Consider the following 19,082-nt stretch of genomic DNA (forward strand, 5'->3'; position numbering starts at 1 on the left):
GCAAATTCCGGGCGTTGTGGTTGACGGTGTCCTTGCCGGCGTCTCAATCGCCCTGAAAGCGGGGCTTTCTTTTTTCGATAAAGGCGCTCATGCCTTCTTTCTGGTCGTTGGACGCAAACAGCAAAGCGTTGGCCTTGCGCTCCAGCGCCAGGCCGGCTTCCAGCGACGCATCCATACCCGCAAGTATCACCTCTTTGATCTGCTCGGCCGCCAGGGGCGGCATCCGGGCAATCAGCCTGGCCTGACTCAGGGCGTGAGCCTGCACCTGATCGTCGGGCACGATTTCACTCACCAGTCCGCCTACCCAGGCATCCTGGGCGCTGATGGGCTTGCCGGTTAACGCCATTTGCATGGCCTTGGCCTTGCCCACCGCGCGCACCAGCCGCTGGGTGCCGCCGATGCCCGGCATGATGCCAATGCGGATTTCCGGCTGGCAGAACTGGGCGCTTTCCCCCGCGATGAGGATGTCAGCGTGCATGGCCAGTTCGCAGCCGCCGCCGTAGGCGTAGCCGCAGATGGCGGCAATCACCGGTTTGGGGCAATGCTGGATCGGTGCCCACACCCGTTCGGTATGGCGCTGATAAATATCGATGGCACCGGTGTCCGCCATGCTGGAGATATCACCGCCGGCGGCAAACACGGTATCGCCGCCGGTCAGCAGGATACAGCGAATTTCGGGATCGTTGCCGAGGGCCAGAAAATGCTCCGACAACAGCGCCTGCAATTCCAGGCTGAGGGCATTGTTCACCCGCGGGCGGTTCAGCGTCAGCCTTGCGACGCCAGGCTCCGGGCGGTCAAGCAGTACCGGACATTCATCATGATCAGTCATGGGTGAAGCTCTCTACGGAAAACTGGGGTCATTACAGCAGACATTCTGGTTTTCCGCCCCTCAGACCTCATCGTCCGTTCAGACGACGACCGCCTTCCGGCAAGGCAATACAGTGTTTCCATAACGGGGTTTAAAGGAAGGTCCAGATGCAAGCTACGAACACTTCAGATTACACCGGAAAAGTTGTACTCGTGACCGGCGGCACCAAGGGAATAGGCGCGGGCATTGCGCAAAGTTTTCTGCAGGCGGGCGCCAGCGTGGTGGTGTGTGGCCGACAGGCTCCCGACAGCTTGCCCGCAGCCGCCGGTCGCAGCGCCGATTTTTTTGCCCTGGACTTACGGGATGTGGATGCACTGGCCGAGTTGTTTGCCCATATCGTCGAGCGCTATGGCCGTCTCGATGTGGTGGTCAACAACGCCGGTGGCAGTCCGGCCGCCGACGCCGCCACGGCGTCGCCCCGGTTCAGCGAAAGCATCATCCGGCTCAACCTGCTGGTGCCGCTGAACGTCGCCCAGCACGCCAATCGCATCATGCAGGGGCAGGATGACGGCGGCACCATCATCTTTATCGGCAGCGTCAGTGCCTCGCGGCCTTCGCCGGGTACCGCCGCCTATGGTGCGGCCAAGGCCGGCGTGCTGTCACTGGTGAGCTCCCTGGCGGTGGAGTGGGCCCCGAAAGTGCGGGTGGTGTCGGTAAGCCCGGGACTGATCCGCACCGAGCAATCCCATCTGCATTACGGTGATGAAGCCGGTATTCGGGCGGTGGGCGATACCATCCCCGCCGGCCGAATGGGACAACCCGATGACGTGGCCGGTGCCTGTCTGTTTGCCGGATCGCCCCAGGCGGGCTATTGGAGTGGCACCAACCTGCTGCTCCACGGCGGAGGTGAAAAGCCGGCGTTTCTGGATTCCGCGACAACCAACCGGGATTGACACAACCCGACAGTGGCAACTTTGCAATATCTGAAGTGGTGCTGTCACAGGACAATATCAGGAGACGAAATTGGCTGATCCAAAACTAACCGAGCAGATTGAAGCCTTTGTGGGGCGTGAGTACGGTCGGGTGTACGCCTGGGATCGGGTGAATGCGCCGATGATCCGCCAGTGGTGTGAAATCATGGGGGTGGACAATCCGTTGTATACGGACCCGGCGTTTGCCCGTGAAGCCGGCTACGACGATGTGGTGGCACCGCCGGCCATGTTGCAGGTGTGGTGCATGGCGGGTCTGGACAACGAAAACTACCCCCCCGGGTCCACCGACGAAAACTCCTTTGAAGTCTTGAAACTGATCGAAGGTTACGGTTACCCCGCGGTGGTGGCGGTCAACACCGAACTGACCTTCGAACGCTACATCGGTCTGGGTGAAAAGCTGTATTACACCAGCCGGGTGGCGTCGATCAGTGATGAGAAAACCACCGGTTTGGGTACCGGGTTTTTTGTGACCCTGTCCATGCCGTTCTATTCCGAGCGGGACGGCGCCGACGACGAACCAGTGGGCGAGTTGTTGTTCCGGGTGTTCAAGTTCAAGCCCGCCCACAGCGGACAGCCAGCCGACAAGGCCGACCAACCGAAAGCCGACAAGCCCGTAGCCAAACGCCCCTTGCCCGGGGTGAGTGACGATAGCCGGTTCTTTTGGGAAGGCTGTGAGCAGAACAAACTGCTGATTCAGCGGTGTACCGATTGCCAGACCCTGCGCCACCCACCGGCACCGGTGTGCATTCAGTGTCACAGTTTTAACTGGGACGCGGTTGAGGCCAGTGGCAAGGGCCAGGTGTATTCGTTTGTGGTGATGCACTACCCGGAAGTCCCGCCGTTTGACTACCCCAACCCGATTGGTCTGATTGAGCTGGACGAGGGCGTGCGCCTGATCGCCGGACTGGTTGGCGTCAACCGGGAGGACCTCGAAATCGGTCAGCGGGTGCAGGTCGAGTTCACCCGTTTTGACGACCGACAAACCCTGCCGCAATTCCGGCCTGTGGCTCAGTAAGGGGGGCACTATGGATTTCTCATTAAGTGACGACCAACGCGCGATCGGCGAAATGGCCAACGGGCTGTTCCGTGACAACTGCTCGGATGAGCAGATGCGGGCGTTTGATCTGGCGTCCAGACCCTTTATGGACGACCTGTGGCAAACCTGTATCGACACCGGCCTGCACGCGCTGGCCATTCCCGAGCGGTTTGACGGCAGTGGTCTGGGCATGACCGAGCTGTTCTGTGTGCTGCAGGCGCAGGGCGCCAGTCTGGCGCTGGTGCCTGTCTGGGAGCACCAGCTCACCGCCTGCGCCCTGGCGGAGTTTGCCGGCGATGCCCAGGCTTCATTGATTGCCCGGGCCGCCCGTGGCGAAGCTTTGCTGGGATTGGGGTTAGGTACCCTGAACAGCAGCCAGGGTGCGGAGCTGGTAGTGGAGCCGACCGAAGCAGGCTTCAGCCTGTCGGGGCAGGTGGGCGCGGTAGCCTACGCGGCTCAGGCGGAGCGGCTGCTGGTACTGGCGCACTCGGCCGATGGTCTGCAACCGGTGCTCGTGGATCCGGTGGCAGAGGGGGTGCGGCTGGTGGAAGGCGTTGCCAACCACGGGGTCGCCCTGGCTGATGTGCACTGTGACAACGTCAGCGTGACCGAGGCGAATCTGCTCCCGGTCGCCGCGACCGACTGGCTGGAGCAAAGGGCGATCGCCGCAGTAGCGTCCCTGCAGTTGGGGGTCAGTGAAGAACAGATTCGCCGCACCGCCGAATACCTGCAGGAACGGGAACAGTTCGGCCGTGCCATCGGCACCTTTCAGGCGGTGCAGATGACCATGGCGGACTGCCATATCGCCGCCGAAGCGCTGCGCAGCACCCTGTATCAGTTGCTGTACAGGCTGGATGCCGGCCTGCCGAGCCCGTCAGAGGCATTGGCCACACAGTATCTGAGTGCTGAAGCGGCGCATCTGGTGGGCCACAAAACCCAGCATGTGCATGGTGGCATCGGGGTCGACCTGACCTATCCGATTCACCGCTTTCTGTACTGGAGTCGCCACCTTTCAATGAGTTTGGGAAGTTCCTCGGGCAGCCTGGAGCGCCTCGGTAACTGGTTAGCCAACAACGACAAACTGGGATGGAAATATGATCTCGAAGAAAACCAAATCACTGGCTGAAGTGAACGTTGGTGATCAGCTGGAGGCACTCAGCATTCCGATCACCGTGACGCTGATCAATGGCGGTGCCATTGCCACGCGGGATTACTTTCCCGGTCACCATGACAAAGAGGCGGCACAGGCGTTGGGTTCGCCCCATATCTTCATGAACATACTGACCACCAACGGCCTGGTGCAGCGATTCGTGGAAACCTGGGCCGGGCCCGGAGCCCGATTCCGGGACCAGAAGATCAAATTGGGTGCGCCCAACTATCCGGGCGACACCATGACCTTCACCGGCGAAGTGGTCGAACGGGACCAAGCCACCAGCTCGGTGGTGGTGAGCTTCAAGGGTAAAAATTCCATGGGTAACCATGTGGCCGGCACGGTCACTGTGGTACTGCCTTGAGCTTAGGAGATATTAGTTATGAGTGATTCTTTTTTGTCAGGTAAAGCGGCCATCGCCGGGCTTGGCGCCACCGAATTCTCCAAAAACTCGGGCCGTACCGAGCTCCGGCTCGCGATGGAGGCCACGCTGGAAGCGCTGGCGGATGCCGGGATTGATCCCGGCGACGTGGACGGCTTCAGCAGCTACTCGGTGGACAAGGTGCCCGAATATGAAATCGCCCGCTTGCTGGGGTGCAAGGAGGTCAAGTTCTTCTCCCAGATTCCTCACGGTGGCGGTGCGGCCTGTGGGCCGGTGATGCACGCGGCCATGGCCGTCGCCACGGGGGTGGCCAAAACCGTGGTGGTGTACCGCGCCATGAACGAGCGCTCCTGGTACCGGTTTGGCACCGGTGATTACGGGTTCGGTAACACCCCGGTGTTCGACAACGTCAACTACGGCTGGTACATGCCCCACGGCTTCCACACCCCGGCGGCCTGGGTGGGCATGTTCGCCCAGCGGTACATGCACACCTACGGGGCCACCTCGGAGGATTTCGGCCGGGTGGCGGTGGCGGTGCGGGATTTTGCCGCTACCAACCCCAACGCGTTCTTCTATGAGAAGCCGATTACCCTGGAAGACCATCAGAATTCGCGCTGGATCTGTGAACCCCTGCATCTGCTGGACTGCTGTCAGGAATCCGACGGTGCGGTCGCCATGGTGATCACGTCGGTGGAACGGGCCCGTGACCTGAAGCAGAAACCGGTCATTATCAAGGGTGCTTCCCAGGGCATCGCCGATGGCCAGCAGAGCATGACCTCATTTTATCGCGACGACATCACCGGATTGCCGGAGATGGGCGTGGTGGCGCAAGAAATCTACCGCCAGGCCGGTCTGGGACCGGATGCGATCCAGACTGCGGTCATCTATGACCACTTCACCCCGTTTGTGCTGCCCCAGCTGGAAGAATTCGGCTTCGCCGAACGGGGTGGGGCGAAAGACTTTATTCGCGCCGGCCACCATGCCCGTGGCGGGCGACTGCCCATCAACACACACGGCGGGCAGCTGGGAGAAGCCTACATCCACGGCATGAACGGGGTCGCCGAAGGGGTGCGTCAGGTGCGCGGCCAGTCGGTGAATCAGGTCGATGATGTGGAAAACGTGGTGGTGACCGCCGGTACCGGCGTGCCCACCAGCGGCCTGATTCTGGGCGTTGCCTGAGGAGCGAATTATGTTTGTTGATCTGACCGAAGAACAGCGGGCGCTGCGACTGAAGGTGCGCGACTACTTTACCAACCTGATGACCCCGGAACTGCGTAATGAGCTGCGGGGCACGGAAGGGGGGGATCAGTATCGGAATATCGTCCGCCAGATGGGCAAAGACGGCTGGCTGGCGGTGGGCTGGCCGAAAGAGTACGGCGGTCAGGGCTACGGCCCGACCGAGCAGCTGATCTTTTTTGAGGAAGCCAACATCGCCGGGGCGCCCCTGCCATTCGTCACCATCAGCACCGTCGGACCGGCCTTGATGGCCTATGGCAGCGCCGCCCAGAAAGACAAGTTTCTGGGCGGGATCGCCAGTGGCGACATCCATTTTGCCATCGGTTATTCCGAACCCGGTGCCGGCAGTGATCTGGCCACGCTGAAAACCGCAGCCCGGGTGGAAGACGACCACTTTGTGGTCAACGGCAACAAGCTGTGGACCTCCGGCGCCGAATCGGCGGATTACATCTGGCTGGCGGCCCGCACCAACCCGGACGAAAAACGCCATAAAGGCATTTCGATCCTGATCGTCGACACCCAGAGCGAAGGCTTCTCGCACACCGTTATTCCCACCAGCAGCAACAGCACTGCGGCGACTTATTACGACAATGTGGTGGTACCCAAAGACATGCTGGTGGGCGAACTCCATAAAGGCTGGCAGTTGATCACCGCGCAGCTCAACCACGAACGTCTCGGGCTGGGGTCTTGGGCCGACCGGGTAGTGGGCATGTTCCGCAAGGTGTATCTGTGGGCCAAAACCGCGGACGAAAATGGCCGTCGGGCCACCGACCATGCCTGGGTGCGCCGCAATCTGGCGGTGTGCTACGCCAAGCTCGAAGCCATGCGTCTGATCAACTTCCGCATTGCCGCGGATCTGGATAACGGCAAGATGGATGTGGCGCTGGCGTCGACCACCAAGGTGTTTGGCTCGGAATCGGTGATCGACATTCTGCGGATGCTGACCGAGGTGGTCGGTGCCAACGGGCTGGTGCGTTCCGGGTCAGCGGCCGCCTTCCTGATGGGGGAGCTGGAGTACGACGTGCGTGCGGCACCGACCCTGACCTTTGGGGGCGGTACCAACGAAATCCAGCGGGAGCTGATCGCCCAGTTCGGGCTGGGCTTACCCCGCTCGCGCTAGGGCGGATCCACGCTGTCCTCACACGGGAAAAGCCGACCCTTGCCTGAGTGGTCGGCTTTTTTATTTCTGCCGTTTGGTGAGTCACACAACAATAAATGGAGTGAGTCATGAGCAACAACTTCAGCCCCGGCCGGGCCTGTCCGGTCGATCAAGTACCCCGGTGGGATCTGGTTACCGATGTGGCGGTGGTCGGCTTCGGTGCCGCCGGCAGCTGTGTCGCCATCGAAGCCCGAGGCGCCGGCGCGCAAGTGGATGTGTTCGAAGTGGCCAGTGCCCCCGGCGGCAGTGCCAGCTTGTCCGGTGGTGAGGTGTATGTGGGCGGCAGTGGCGGCACCGAGGTGCAGCGGGAACACGGCTTTGCCGATGAGACCGACGACCTGCGCCAGTACCTGCTGATGGCCGGTGGCCCCACCGCGGATGCCGACCGGGTTGGCCTCTACGCCGCACAGGCCGCCGCTCATTTCAGCTGGCTGCGTGCCCAGGGCGTACCCTTCAAGGGCACCTACCTGCCCGGCAAATGGATTGAACCCCCCACCGATGACACCCTGATCTGGTCGGGCAACGAACAAGCCTGGCCGTTTTCCGCGAAGGCCAAACCGGCCCCCCGGGGGCACACCGTGGAATTCGAGGGCTGGGGAGGCGGTCAGTTGTTGATGGAGAAGTTGTGCGCGCGGGCCCTGGCGTTGGGCGCGACCGCCCATTACAACAGCCGGGCATTGTGTCTGATCACCGATGATAACGGTGCGGTCAAAGGCCTGGTGGTGCGCCGTGAAGGCCAGGAATTGTTCGTTCAGGCCCGCAGCGGCGTGGTGCTCTGTGCCGGCGGGTTTATTGCCAACCGTGACATGGTCGCGCGCCATGCCCCTGAAGCGCTGGTGTGCGAGCACCAGGTCACTGCGGGTAATGACGACGGGTCCGGCATTCGTATGGGGATCAGCGTGGGGGCAACCACGCTGAACATGCAGGAATTTTTCGCCACCCTGCCGTTCTTTCCGCCGGAATCCCTGATCAAGGGGATCTTCATCAATGAGCGCGGCCAGCGCTTTATCAATGAAGACACCTACCACGGTCGGGTGGCGCATTACGTGCTGCGCCAGCCCAACGGGCGGGCCTGGCTGCTGGTGGACAACGACATTTTCGACCGTCCGCTCCTGCAGCCGGACATCACCGTCGCCGCCGTCGGAGACACCTGGGACGAAGTGGAGCAGGAACTGGCGCTGGAACCCGGTTCGCTGACCGCTACGGTGGCTGAGTTCAACCGCCAGGCCCGCGCCGGTCAGGATCCCTACTTCCACAAACACGCCGGCTGGTTGCGGCCTTTGTTGAGTCCGCCGTTTGCGGCCCTGAGCTATTGCCGCGGGGATATCGAAGGCCACGCCTTTACCCTCGGCGGTCTGGCCACCCGGCCCACAGGGGAGGTGCTGAACGCCGATGGTCAGATCATCTCCGGGTTGTATGCGGCCGGGCGCACCGCCTGCGGCCTGCCCCGTTGGGGAGAAGGCTACAGCTCGGGTCTGTCGCTGGGGGATTCCACTTTCTTCGGCCGTCAGGCGGGACGAAGCGCAGCTAATGCTGGCGCCCCTTAGTCTCAACGGACGATGTTTCAACGGGCCGGCAATCCGATGATGAACAAAACCCAACACAACAGGAACAGCCATGAAACTGACTAACAAAATCAGCGTGGTCACCGGCGCCGGACAAGGCATGGGGCGTACCATCGTGCAGCATTTTGTCGAACAGGGCGCCACGGTGTATGCCGTGGACGTTAACGCCGAAGCACTGGAGCAAACCGTCAAGGGATTGAATGGTAAGGCGCACCCGGTGGTGTGTGACATTACCGACGAGAGCGCAGTGACCGAGCTGATGAGCCGTATCGATCAGGACCATGGCCGTCTGGATGTGCTCGTCAATAATGCCGGCATCGGCTCGGTGGACAGCTTGCTGGAAACGCCATTGGACACCTGGCAGCGGGTGATCAACGTCAATTTGACCGGGGCTTTTCTGTGCAGCCGGGAAGCGGTGCGCATCATGACCAAAACCGGCCAGGGATCGATCATCAATTTCTCCAGCACCGCCGCCCAGACCGGCGAAGGCCCCTGCCATTACGTGGCTTCCAAGGCGGGGATGATGGGCCTGACCCGCAGCACGGCACGGGAGCTCGCGGCCAGCGGTATTCGCGTGAACAGCCTGGTGCCGGGGGCCACCGACACCCCGATGATGGCCGACATTCCCAAAGAGTGGATGGACGCGATGATTCAGGGCATTCCCCTGGGGCGTCTGTGTGAAACCATCGAGATCGCCCGGGTGGTTGCATTCCTGGGCAGTGACGACGCCAGCTTTATCACCGGTCAGAACATCGCCGTTAACGGCGGCATGGCCTTTCTTTAAGGAGCAGCACGATGACTCAGAGACTCGCAAACAAAGTGGCCATAGTCACCGGTGGGGGCACCGGTATTGGTGCCGCGACCGCTACCCGTATGGCTGAAGAAGGCGCTACCGTAGTGGTGTTCGGTCGCCGCGAAGCCCCGCTGAAGGATGTCGTGGCCAGTATCGTCGAAAACGGCGGCAAGGCCGACTATCGGGTTGCCGATGTCAGCGACGAAGCCGCGTTTGTCAGCGCCATCGACGAGGTGGTCAGTGACTACGGCAAACTGGACATCATGGTCAACAACGCGGCCGCCTTTACCTGGGGGGCGCTGACCGAGATGACCACGGAAGACTGGCATGCCAACTTCAAGACCACCGTCGACGGCACCTTCTGGGGCACTCGCCGGGCCATGCAGCTGATGCAGAAAAACGGCGGTTCCATTGTCAACCTGTCGTCCATTTGTGGCGTGTTCGGTACCGCCTGGATGTCCGGATATTCCGCGGCCAAAGCCGCAGTGACCAACTTCAGCCGGGCGGCCGCCTCGGAAGGTGCCGCCGCCAACATCCGCTGTAATGTGGTGATTCCCGGGGTGATCGAGACCGATGCGACCGCCGGTATGCTCAGCGACGATACCGCACGGGCCAACACCGCCAAGCTGATTCCGCTGCAACGGGTCGGGCATGCCACAGAGCTGGCCAACGCGGTGTTGTTCCTGGCCTCCGATGAAGCCTCGTACATTACCGGCGCCACCCTGGCGGTGGACGGTGGCCGCAGTTCCGATCTGTATACCGCGATGGATTAACCGACCGGTTCAGACCGGGCAAGACAAAGACTTCGTTGCATTAAAACAGAGACCGGACACCATGGAACAGAACGAACTGCTGGCGCGACTTGACCGATTGGAATCGACCGAAGCCATTCGCCAGCTGGCGGGCAAATATTCCCTGTCGCTGGACATGCGCGATCTGGACGCCCATGTGGGACTGTTCGCCCCCGATATCCGCGTGGGCGGCGGCAAAACCGGCCGGGCGGAACTGAAAGCCTGGGTTGACGACACCCTGCGGCACCAGTTTACCGGCACCTCCCATCATATTGGCCAGCACATTATCGAATTCACCGATCCGGATCATGCCATCGGCGTGGTCTATTCCAAAAACGAGCATGAAACCGGCGCCGAGTGGGTGATCATGCAGATGCTGTATTGGGATGATTACGAGCGGATTGATGGCGAGTGGTATTTTCGTCGGCGCCTGCCGTGTTACTGGTACGCCACGGATCTCAACAAGCCGCCGATCGGTGACATGAAAATGCGCTGGCCCGGCCGGGAACCCTACCAGGGTACCTTTCACGACCTGTTTCCGTCGTGGCAGGAATTCTGGCGCCAGGCGCCAGACCACGACACGCTGCCCGAAGTTGCCGAGCCCCAGCCACTGGATGGCTTCTTGAAAGGTATGCGGCGTGGCGCGCCGACGCCCAAAATCCGGGTACGTTAAGGAGGTCCTATGAGTAAGTTGTTTGAGCCGGCCCGGTTTGGCGAGCTGGCGCTGAAAAACCGGGTGGTGATGGCGCCGATGACCCGCAGCCGGTCTACCGACCAGGCGGTGCCCACCCCGGAAATGGTGGACTATTACGCCCAGCGCGCGGGTGCCGGGCTGATCATAGCCGAGGGCACCGCGCCGTCCGCCGATGGTCTCGGCTACTGTCGCACCCCCGGTATTTACAACGCCGGGCAGATCGCCGCCTGGCGCAAGGTCACCGATGCGGTGCACGCCGCCGGTGGCTGCATCGTACTGCAACTGATGCACTGTGGCCGGGTGGCTACCCACTACAATAAGCCCGCGGGCACGGACACGGTGGCACCCTCCGCCCTCAAAGCCGAGGTTGAACTGTTTACCGATGCCGTGGGCATGGCCCCGACCGATACGCCCCGGGAGCTGAGCACCAGTGAAGTGTACGGGGTGATTGAGGAATACCGGCAAGCGGCCATCAACGCTCGCGCAGCCGGGTTTGATGGCGTCGAGCTGCACGGTACCAGCGGTTATCTGCCCATGCAGTTCATGTCGGAGAACGCCAATCAGCGCACCGATGAGTTTGGTGGCTCGGTGGAAAACCGGGTCCGCTTCCCGTTATTGGTGCTCAAAGCCATGGCCGAGGCGATCGGCCCCGGGCGCGTCGGCTTCCGCTTTTGCCCCGGCAACAAGTTTAACGATGTCAGCGACAGCCAGCCGGGGGCAACCTTGCAGGCCTTGCTGGACGGTATGGCCGATCTGGATCTGGCGTACCTGCACATCATGAAGGCCCACACCCGCAAGGTCGACGCGTTTGCTGTGGCCCGCGCGCACTTCAAGGGGCCGCTGATCATCAACGATGGCTTCGACCGTGACAGCGCCGCAGCCATGGTCGACTCCGATGCGGCCGATGCGGTGTCGTTCGCGCGCCACTATATCGCCAACCCGAATCTGGTGGAGCGTTTTGCGAGCCGGCGTGAACTGGCCGAATTCGATCGGAAGACCCTGTATTCCGGTGGCCCCGAGGGCTACAGCGATTACCCGGCCTGACCGGCACACGCAGTGATAACGAGAGGGACAGTGGGGTGAACAAAATTGCAATGGTAACCGGCGCCAGCCGGGGGATCGGGCGGGCCACCGCTTTGGCGTTTGCCCGTGAAGGCTACGACCTGGTCATCAGTGCCCGGTCGGTCGCTGACGGCACCCGGCATGAGCACCAGGTGGTCGCCCCCGACGGCACGCCGCTGGCGGGCAGTCTGCAAGCAACCGCAGCCGCCGTTGAGGCGCTGGGTCGCAAAGTGTGGATGATCCCGCTGGATTTGCTCGATGAAGCGTCCGTTGGCCGGGCGGTCGAAGAGGTGACCACTGCCTGCGGGCGGGTGGACGTGCTGGTCAACAATGCCATTTATCAGGGCGCCGATCTGAACCACACATTTCTGGATCTCAGTGTCGACACTCTGGACCGGGTCTGGCGCGGTTACGTGCAGGGCCCGGTTGCGCTGACCCAGGGGATCGCCCGGCTGATGGTAGCGCAGGGCGCCGGGGTGGTGGTCAATGTGACCTCGGGGGCGGGTGAGCGCAACCCGCCGGTTGCCGCCGATAAAGGCGGCTGGGGCTACGCCTACGGTGCCGGCAAGGCGGCGGTATCGCGGCTGGCGGGCATTCTCAACGTGGAGCTGGGTCACCGTGGCTTGCGGGCCTACACCATCAACCCCGGCGTCGTGTCCACGGAAGCGTTGCAGGCGACCATTGGCGCCCGGGGCGTTGCTGCCCTGGGCGGTGTGGCCGCTCCCCCGGAAGTGCCCGCCGAAGCCATTGTGTGGCTGGCCCGGGCGGATCACGCCGGCCGCTACACCAAAGACACGGTGCAGGCCCAGACGCTTGCGCTGGATCATTACCTGGTGAGTGACTGGCGAAAGTAACCGGACCCGCGCCAATCTAGTCCGGTTGAAGGATGAGTTTGCCTGACTGCTTGGCGATGATGAGCACTGAGAGATGGCCAATGGTGCCATGGGACAGGCTAAATCCGTACCTTTGAGGACTGGGAAATGACAAAAATGATCGACATCCAACCCTCTGCTACCACGGCAGAATACCGTTATGCGAGAGGCTGGCACTGCGTCGGCGAGGCCGACAGCTTCCGCGATGGCAAACCCCATGCGCTGAACGTATTCGGCACCCGTCTGGTGGCGTTTGCCGATAACAATGGTGACATCAGCGTGTTGAACGGCCATTGCCCCCATATGGGTGCTGATCTGTCCACCGGTGAAATCGTCGACGGGCGTGTGGTGTGCCCGTTCCATCACTGGGAATTTCAAGCCAATGGCCGCTGTGCCAAGATCCCTTACTGCGACCGTATCCCGCCAAAAGCAAAAACCAAGGCCTGGTTGACCTGCGAAGTGAACAAACTGTTGTTTGTCTGGCACAACCCGGAAGGCAACCCGCCGGGGGAAGGGGTCGAGATTCCCTATTTTCCCGAGATCGACAGCGACGAGTGGAACAACGACTGGCATCTGGACTTGATGATCATTGAAACCAACCCGCGGGAGTTGGTGGACAATCTGTCCGACATCCAGCATTTTGGTCCGGTACACGGCGCTCCTTGCACCTATTTTGCCAACATTTTTGACGGCCACATCGGGACCCAGGAATTCCACGGTGATTCCGGTCGCCTGGGCGGTGGTCTGGTGGCGAAATCGGCCTACTACGGTCCGGCAACCCACTTCACCCGCATGAGTGCCGAATACGACGGCCGCACCATCGAAACCATACTGCTGAACTGCCACGTGCCGATCACCCCGGACAGTTTCGAATTGCGCTTTGGGGTGCTGGTGAAGAAAAACCCGGAGTGGACGGACGAGCAGAACAACGAAGTGGCCAAGGAGTACGTGCAGGCCAACCGGGTTTCGTTTTACCAGGACGTGGACATCTGGAAAACCAAAGCCCGCGTCGACAACCCGGTGCTGGCCGAGGGTGATGGCCCGATCTACCAGTTACGGGAGTGGTACTCGCAGTTCTTTATGGATGAAAGCGACATTCCGGCCAAGCTGAAAGAGCGCCAGGAAATCGTCACCATGGAAAAAACGCAGCAGTAACCACTAGGCGGGGAGCAGGGGCAGCCCCCGCTCCCGCTCACCATCGGGCGCCGGGGCGTATCCGGCTGGTCGGCAAGGCGGGATCCTGATCAGGCACTCGTCTCGGCAACCGTGGGTACACCGGCGACCCCGCTATCGTCACGGAGCCCGCCGAACCGGCGGTAGAAGCCGGTTGTGGGACCGGGGAGCGGGCCGGAAGAACCCTCCAGAATGCTGGCCAGATAGTCATCCGCACGGCTGTATATGGCCCGATAGAGATTGCGACACAGGTGCTTGGCGCTGCGGCCTTCCCAGTCGCCGGGCAAGAGTTCGTCGGGCAGCAACGGATCCCGTAGCAGAATTTTCCGATATTCGTGCACCAGCAGCAGCCGGGCGATCGCGCAGTCTGCCGGGCTCAGATTGTCGTTGTTGTCGAGTTCGCGCCACAGCGGCCGGAATTTTTCCAGAAAGCGCTTGTAGCGCAAGCCGAGTTCATCCAGATTCCAGCTGTCCTTGACCTGGCGGCGCAGCGCCCGCGGGCTGCGTTGCTCCATGGGCTGGGTCTTCATGACGATGGTGTCGTCCAGGGCGCCCCATTCCTGCAACAGGGGGATCAGCTCCTGACGGCTGAAGCGCGGATGTTCCATCACCCCCGGGGCCATGCTGCCGAAACTCAGCCATCTCAGCTCTTCCCGGACCTTGGCGCGCACCTCGGGGTCAAGCTGGTTCAGAAACACCAGGCACCAGCTGCCATCCCAGTCTTCGTTACCGAGGCTGTAGACATGCTCGAACGCTTGTTGGAAGCGCCGCAGGCCGGCGCCGGTCACACTGTAGTAACTGCAGCGGCCGACCTTGCGGGTCTGCAGCCAGCCGTCCTGCACCAGCCGGTAGGCCGAGGTCCGGACCAGCCGTTCACTGACGCCCATGGGGGCCAGCAACTTCATCAGGCTGCCCAGCCAGACACTGCCGCCCCGCGGGTGGATGATGTCGCCATAGGCGGTGATGATCAGCGAACCGGCCCGTAACGGTCGCCGTTCCTGAAAATCGTTGATCAGATTGCTGAGCTGGTGTTTTGCAGACATGATTTCATTCCTGTACGGCATTCCTGCATCGTGAGAGTAAGGGCACGCTGACCGCCGGTGGGCACATTATCCCCGTTCTGGTCGAGGGGTAAAGTTGCGGTTTACCGGGGTGGGTTCGGTCGGCGCCTGGGTTCCGGACCGGATTGCGCCGCAAAGTACGCAAGTTAATGCGAGTCTTGGTTGACACGGGCATAGCGATACAATATTTTTTGTTGGTGTCAGTTAACGGTATCGTATTATCCCGTCAACGGATAGTATTTGATGGCGGTGACGGGTGTTTTTCTGTCATGCTAAGCCGATAGCGAAATGAAAAGAACGTTTTTCATGATACGAAAAACGTTAAGAGCACAATAAAAACCATTAGGTTTCTTGGTTTTCAGGGGTGCCAGATCAACACCCCCTCCCGGCAACTCCTCAGGAGAATAACAACAATGTTGAAAACTATGATGCGTCGCGCCAGCAAGGTTGCGACTGTTGCAGCTGCTGGTCTGCTGGCCATGAGTGTCCAGGCGGCGGATCCCATCCGTATCGGCTCGTTTCTGTCCGTTACCGGCCCGGCATCCTTTCTCGGCGACCCCGAGCTCAAAACCCTGGAAATGTATGTGGACAAGATCAACGAGGACGGCGGGGTTATCGGCCGTCCGTTGGAGCTGGTGCACTACGACGACGCGGGGAACGCCTCCAATGCCCGCAACTTCGCCAGTCGCCTGATCCGCTCCGATCGGGTGGATATTATTGTCGGTGGCAGCACCACCGGCGCGACCATGGCGGCGGTGCCCATGGTGGAACAGGCCAAAATCCCGTTCATTTCGCTGGCGGGCGCGGTGGTGATCACCACGCCGGTGAAAAAATGGGTGTTCAAAACCCCGCAATCGGACCGGATGGCGGCAGAGCGGGTGCTGGCCGACATGAAATCCCGGGGGCTCACCAAGATCGGTCTGATCTCCGGGACCGGCGGCTTTGGCAGCTCCGGACGCGAGCAGACGCTGGCCGTCGCCAAGGAAATGGGCATTGAAATTCTGGCGGACGAGACTTACAGCGGCTCCGACACCGATATGACGGCCCAGCTCACCAGCATCCGCTCGAACAAAGATGTGCAGGCCATTCTCAACTTCGGTTTTGGACAGGGCCCGGCCATTGTGACCCGCAACTACGCTCAGTTGGGCATCAAGCGACCGTTCTACCAGTCCCACGGTGTGGCCTCGGATGGCTTCCTTGAGCTGGCGGGCAGCAGTGCGGAAGGTCTGCGACTGCCGGCTTCGCCGCTGCTGGTGCCCGACTCGCTGCCGGACTCGGATCCGCAAAAAGCCGTGGTGCAGGCGTATAAAAGCGACTACGAAGCCCGCTGGAACGCCAAGGTATCCACCTTCGGTGCCTACGCATACGACGGCCTGATGCTGGCGGTTGCCGCCATCGAGAAAGCCGGTTCCACGGACAAAGCCGCGGTGCGCGATGCCCTCGAAAGCATTCAGGGTCATGTGGGCGTCACCGGCACGTTCAACATGTCGCCCGATGACCACAACGGCCTGACGGCGGACTCGTTCCGCATTCTGGAAGTCCACAACGGCGGCTGGAAGCTGGTCAACTAACCCTTGCCCTATCTGTACCACAGGCAGGTTGTCACCTCCGTGAGGTGACAACCTCTGCCGCTTCGCGAGCGGACACGATTATGTTCTCAGAATTCCTGCAGTACCTGTTTACCGGGATCACCATTGGTGCCACCTACGCCTTGATTGCGCTGGGTTTCACCCTGATCTATAACGCCAGCCATGTGATCAATTTTGCCCAGGGCGAGTTCCTGATGATTGGTGGCATGGCGACCGTCTCCCTCACGGCCATGGGGGTGCCCATGCTGCTCGCGATTATCCTCGCGGTTGTACTGGCGGGGGTGCTCGGCATCGCCCTGCAGCGCCTGGCGATCGCGCCGGCCAAAAACGCCGACGTAGTGACGCTGATCATCATCACCATCGGGGCGTCGATCTTCATCCGCGGTCTGGCCCAGCTGGTGTGGGGCAAGGAATACCACGTGATGGCCAATTTCAGCAGCGATGAGCCTATCCAGATCTTCGGTGCGGTACTCAACAGTCAGAGCCTGTGGGTGCTGGGCGTGGGGGCGGTGCTGGTGGCGATCCTGGTGTATTTTTTCACCCGCACCCTGACCGGCAAGGCGATCCTGGCCACGTCGATGAACAAGGACGCGGCCCGGCTGGTGGGGATCCGTACGCAAATGGTGTTGATGCTGGCGTTCATGGTGTCGGCCCTGCTGGGCTCGATTGCCGGTGTGGTGGTGGCCCCCATCACCTTCACCTCCTATGACATCGGCATCATTCTGGGGCTGAAGGGGTTTGTGGCGGCAGCCATCGGCGGTCTGGGTAACGGCATGGGTGCGGTGGTCGGAGGACTGGCACTGGGCGTGGTGGAAGCCATGTCGGCGGGCTATCTGTCGTCGGATTACAAGGATGCAGTGGCCTTCTCGATGATCCTGGTGGTGCTGTTTTTCATGCCCCGCGGCCTGTTTGGCGCCAAAGTTGTGGAGCGGGTGTAATCATGGCACAACTGGCGAATTTCCGTCTCAAAGGGCTGCTGTTGCTGGCCATCGTGGTCTTTGCGCTGCCGCTGTTCATATCCAACCCGTTTCATTACGGTCTGGCCACCCAGATCGCGCTGATTGCCGGCGCGGTGGTGGGCCTCAATCTGCTGGTGGGATTTGCCGGGCAGATCAGTCTGGGGCATGCGGGATTTTTTGGTCTGGGGGCCTATTTCAGTGGCATCATGACCAGCAATTACGGTTGGTCTGCGGTGCCGGCGCTGCTGGTCGGTGCGGTGGGCGTGGGGTTGATCGCCTGGGTGGTAGGTCGTCCCATCTTGCGTCTGAAAGGCCATTATCTGTCCATGGCCACCCTGGCGGTAGGTTTCATTATTGCCATCATCCTCAATAACGAACGCGCGCTCACCGGTGGCCCGGATGGCATGCCGGTGCCCTCGTTCGACGTGTTCGGCTGGGAACTCAGTCCCTTTAACCAGTACTCCCTGCTGGGTGTGGAGATCAGCGGGGATCTGGCCTGGTATCTGTTCGCCGGAGTGGTGCTGTTGGTGGCGGTGTGGCTGGCCCAGAACCTGATCGATTCGCCCATCGGCCGGGCCTTGCGCTCGGTGCACGGCTCTGAGGTGGCCGCCAGTGTGGTGGGGGTCGATACCGCCAAATACAAAAGCCTGGTGTTTGTCATCTCTGCCATCTATGCCAGTGTGATGGGCGCGCTCTACGGCCATTTTCAGGGGTTTATCACCCCCTCCGTGGCCAGTTTCGATTTTTCCATTCTGCTGATCACCATGGTGGTGCTGGGCGGGATGGGTTCCACCATTGGTGTGATCATTGGTGCGGTGGTGCTGGAGTTGCTGCCCCAGGTGCTGGCGGATTTCCAGGAAATGGAAATGGTGCTGTTTGGGCTGATCCTGATGCTGACCATGATTTTCATGCCCAAAGGCCTGTTGCCCACGGCAGCCGGTTTTTGGGCCAAGCGACGCGCGCAAACGGCCGGGGGTAAGGCATGACGGCTCTGGTGGAAGTGAGCAACCTGTCCAAAGATTTCGGCGGGGTACACGCCGTCGAGGATGTCAGCTTTGCGGTGGAAGCCGGGCAGGTGTACTCGGTGATCGGTCCCAACGGCGCCGGGAAGACCACCCTGTTCAACCTGATTACCGGTCTGTATACGCCCACCGGGGGCGAGGTCAAACTCAACGGTGAACCCACGGGCAAGCTGCAGCCCAACCAGCTGGCGGAACGGGGCATGTGCCGTACCTTCCAGCAGATGCAGATCTGTATGAACATGACGGCGATCGAAAACGTCATGCTGGGCCGCCACCTGACCCTGAAAAGCAACCTGCTGACCACCCTGTTCCGCTTGCCGGCGCTCACCCGTGGGGAGACCGCCGCGCGCAACAAGGCCGCCGAGCTGATGGAGTTTGTCGGTTGTGGCAATTATCTGGATCGGGACGCGGCGGCCATGTCCTACGGCGCGCTCAAACGGCTGGAAATTGCCCGGGCGCTGGCGGCCGAACCGAAGGTTATTCTGCTGGATGAACCGGCGGCGGGTCTGAACGCGGTGGAAACCGAAGCGCTGGAAGCGCTGATCCGCAAGATCGCCGAGCAGGGCATTACGGTGATGCTGGTGGAGCACGATATGAAGCTGGTGATGGGCATCTCCGACCGTTTGCTGGTGCTGAACTATGGGCGGGTGCTGGCGGAAGGTACGCCGGCGCAAATTCGCGTCAACCCCGATGTGATCGCGGCCTATCTGGGCGGCTGACGGAGAAGGAATCAAGACT

At 61.4% G+C, this 19,082-nt stretch carries 19 protein-coding genes; 17 read left to right on the forward strand and 2 right to left on the reverse strand.

Features of this window, described 5'->3' with window-relative positions:
- Window positions 1–43: 43 nt before the first annotated feature.
- Window positions 44–829: an enoyl-CoA hydratase gene (locus BG841_RS07590; protein ID WP_070057106.1), complete on the reverse strand. Its 786-nt coding sequence runs from the start codon at window positions 827–829 to the stop codon at window positions 44–46.
- A 146-nt stretch (window positions 830–975) separates the two neighbouring features.
- On the opposite strand from BG841_RS07590, the gene BG841_RS07595 reads away from it, so the two are divergent.
- The 13 genes from BG841_RS07595 to BG841_RS07655 all read left to right on the forward strand — a co-directional run bounded on the left by BG841_RS07595 (window position 976) and on the right by BG841_RS07655 (window position 13,695).
- Entirely contained in the window at window positions 976–1,761 is a 786-nt protein-coding gene (locus BG841_RS07595) for an SDR family oxidoreductase (RefSeq protein WP_070057107.1), read from the forward strand.
- 70 nt (window positions 1,762–1,831) lie between these two features.
- Window positions 1,832–2,815, forward strand: a complete 984-nt coding sequence (locus BG841_RS07600; protein WP_070057108.1) for a bifunctional MaoC family dehydratase N-terminal/OB-fold nucleic acid binding domain-containing protein — start codon at window positions 1,832–1,834, stop codon at window positions 2,813–2,815.
- A gap of 10 nt (window positions 2,816–2,825) precedes the next feature.
- The gene (locus BG841_RS07605; RefSeq protein ID WP_070057109.1) at window positions 2,826–3,962 is read left to right on the forward strand and encodes an acyl-CoA dehydrogenase family protein; all 1,137 of its coding nucleotides are present in this window, start codon (window positions 2,826–2,828) and stop codon (window positions 3,960–3,962) included.
- Complete coding sequence (locus tag BG841_RS07610) at window positions 3,931–4,350, forward strand: MaoC family dehydratase (protein WP_070057110.1); 420 nt, start codon at window positions 3,931–3,933, stop codon at window positions 4,348–4,350. Before BG841_RS07605 ends, BG841_RS07610 begins: the two co-directional genes overlap by 32 nt.
- A gap of 18 nt (window positions 4,351–4,368) precedes the next feature.
- The gene (locus BG841_RS07615) at window positions 4,369–5,547 is read left to right on the forward strand and encodes a lipid-transfer protein (RefSeq protein WP_070057111.1); all 1,179 of its coding nucleotides are present in this window, start codon (window positions 4,369–4,371) and stop codon (window positions 5,545–5,547) included.
- Window positions 5,548–5,557: 10 nt separating this feature from the next.
- Window positions 5,558–6,724 (forward strand): acyl-CoA dehydrogenase family protein, encoded by a 1,167-nt coding sequence (locus BG841_RS07620; RefSeq protein ID WP_070057112.1) that lies wholly within the window; start codon window positions 5,558–5,560, stop codon window positions 6,722–6,724.
- A gap of 107 nt (window positions 6,725–6,831) precedes the next feature.
- Window positions 6,832–8,310 (forward strand): FAD-dependent oxidoreductase, encoded by a 1,479-nt coding sequence (locus BG841_RS07625; RefSeq protein ID WP_070057113.1) that lies wholly within the window; start codon window positions 6,832–6,834, stop codon window positions 8,308–8,310.
- Window positions 8,311–8,380: 70 nt separating this feature from the next.
- Window positions 8,381–9,112, forward strand: coding sequence for an SDR family NAD(P)-dependent oxidoreductase (locus BG841_RS07630; RefSeq protein ID WP_070057114.1), 732 nt, complete (start codon window positions 8,381–8,383; stop codon window positions 9,110–9,112).
- A gap of 11 nt (window positions 9,113–9,123) precedes the next feature.
- Window positions 9,124–9,894 carry an SDR family NAD(P)-dependent oxidoreductase gene (locus tag BG841_RS07635; protein WP_070057115.1) on the forward strand — a complete coding sequence of 257 codons (771 nt, stop codon included), beginning with the start codon at window positions 9,124–9,126 and terminating at the stop codon, window positions 9,892–9,894.
- Between the two features lie 61 nt (window positions 9,895–9,955).
- Window positions 9,956–10,585: a nuclear transport factor 2 family protein gene (locus BG841_RS07640; RefSeq protein WP_070057116.1), complete on the forward strand. Its 630-nt coding sequence runs from the start codon at window positions 9,956–9,958 to the stop codon at window positions 10,583–10,585.
- Between the two features lie 9 nt (window positions 10,586–10,594).
- Window positions 10,595–11,650, forward strand: a complete 1,056-nt coding sequence (locus BG841_RS07645; protein WP_070057117.1) for an alkene reductase — start codon at window positions 10,595–10,597, stop codon at window positions 11,648–11,650.
- A 35-nt stretch (window positions 11,651–11,685) separates the two neighbouring features.
- Entirely contained in the window at window positions 11,686–12,522 is an 837-nt protein-coding gene (locus tag BG841_RS07650; RefSeq protein WP_070057118.1) for an SDR family NAD(P)-dependent oxidoreductase, read from the forward strand.
- A 126-nt stretch (window positions 12,523–12,648) separates the two neighbouring features.
- The gene (locus BG841_RS07655) at window positions 12,649–13,695 is read left to right on the forward strand and encodes a Rieske 2Fe-2S domain-containing protein (RefSeq protein WP_070057119.1); all 1,047 of its coding nucleotides are present in this window, start codon (window positions 12,649–12,651) and stop codon (window positions 13,693–13,695) included.
- Window positions 13,696–13,784: 89 nt separating this feature from the next.
- Here BG841_RS07655 and paaX read toward each other — a convergent pair whose 3' ends face one another.
- Window positions 13,785–14,756, reverse strand: coding sequence for a phenylacetic acid degradation operon negative regulatory protein PaaX (paaX, locus tag BG841_RS07660; RefSeq protein WP_070057120.1), 972 nt, complete (start codon window positions 14,754–14,756; stop codon window positions 13,785–13,787).
- A 431-nt stretch (window positions 14,757–15,187) separates the two neighbouring features.
- Here paaX and BG841_RS07665 point away from each other — a divergent pair, with 431 nt between their 5' ends.
- The 4 genes from BG841_RS07665 (at window position 15,188) to BG841_RS07680 (ending at window position 19,063) form a co-directional block, all read left to right on the forward strand.
- Complete coding sequence (locus tag BG841_RS07665) at window positions 15,188–16,345, forward strand: ABC transporter substrate-binding protein (RefSeq protein ID WP_070057121.1); 1,158 nt, start codon at window positions 15,188–15,190, stop codon at window positions 16,343–16,345.
- Window positions 16,346–16,425: 80 nt separating this feature from the next.
- Window positions 16,426–17,301 (forward strand): branched-chain amino acid ABC transporter permease, encoded by an 876-nt coding sequence (locus BG841_RS07670; protein ID WP_070057122.1) that lies wholly within the window; start codon window positions 16,426–16,428, stop codon window positions 17,299–17,301.
- A gap of 2 nt (window positions 17,302–17,303) precedes the next feature.
- On the forward strand, window positions 17,304–18,308 hold the full coding sequence (locus BG841_RS07675; protein ID WP_070057123.1) for a branched-chain amino acid ABC transporter permease: 1,005 nt from the start codon (window positions 17,304–17,306) through the stop codon (window positions 18,306–18,308).
- Window positions 18,305–19,063, forward strand: coding sequence for an ABC transporter ATP-binding protein (locus tag BG841_RS07680; RefSeq protein ID WP_070057124.1), 759 nt, complete (start codon window positions 18,305–18,307; stop codon window positions 19,061–19,063). The genes BG841_RS07675 and BG841_RS07680 overlap by 4 nt, the downstream gene beginning before the upstream one ends.
- Window positions 19,064–19,082 lie beyond the last annotated feature (19 nt).

The sequence above is a fragment of the Marinobacter sp. X15-166B genome, from assembly GCF_001752365.1.
Lineage (GTDB): Bacteria > Pseudomonadota > Gammaproteobacteria > Pseudomonadales > Oleiphilaceae > Marinobacter.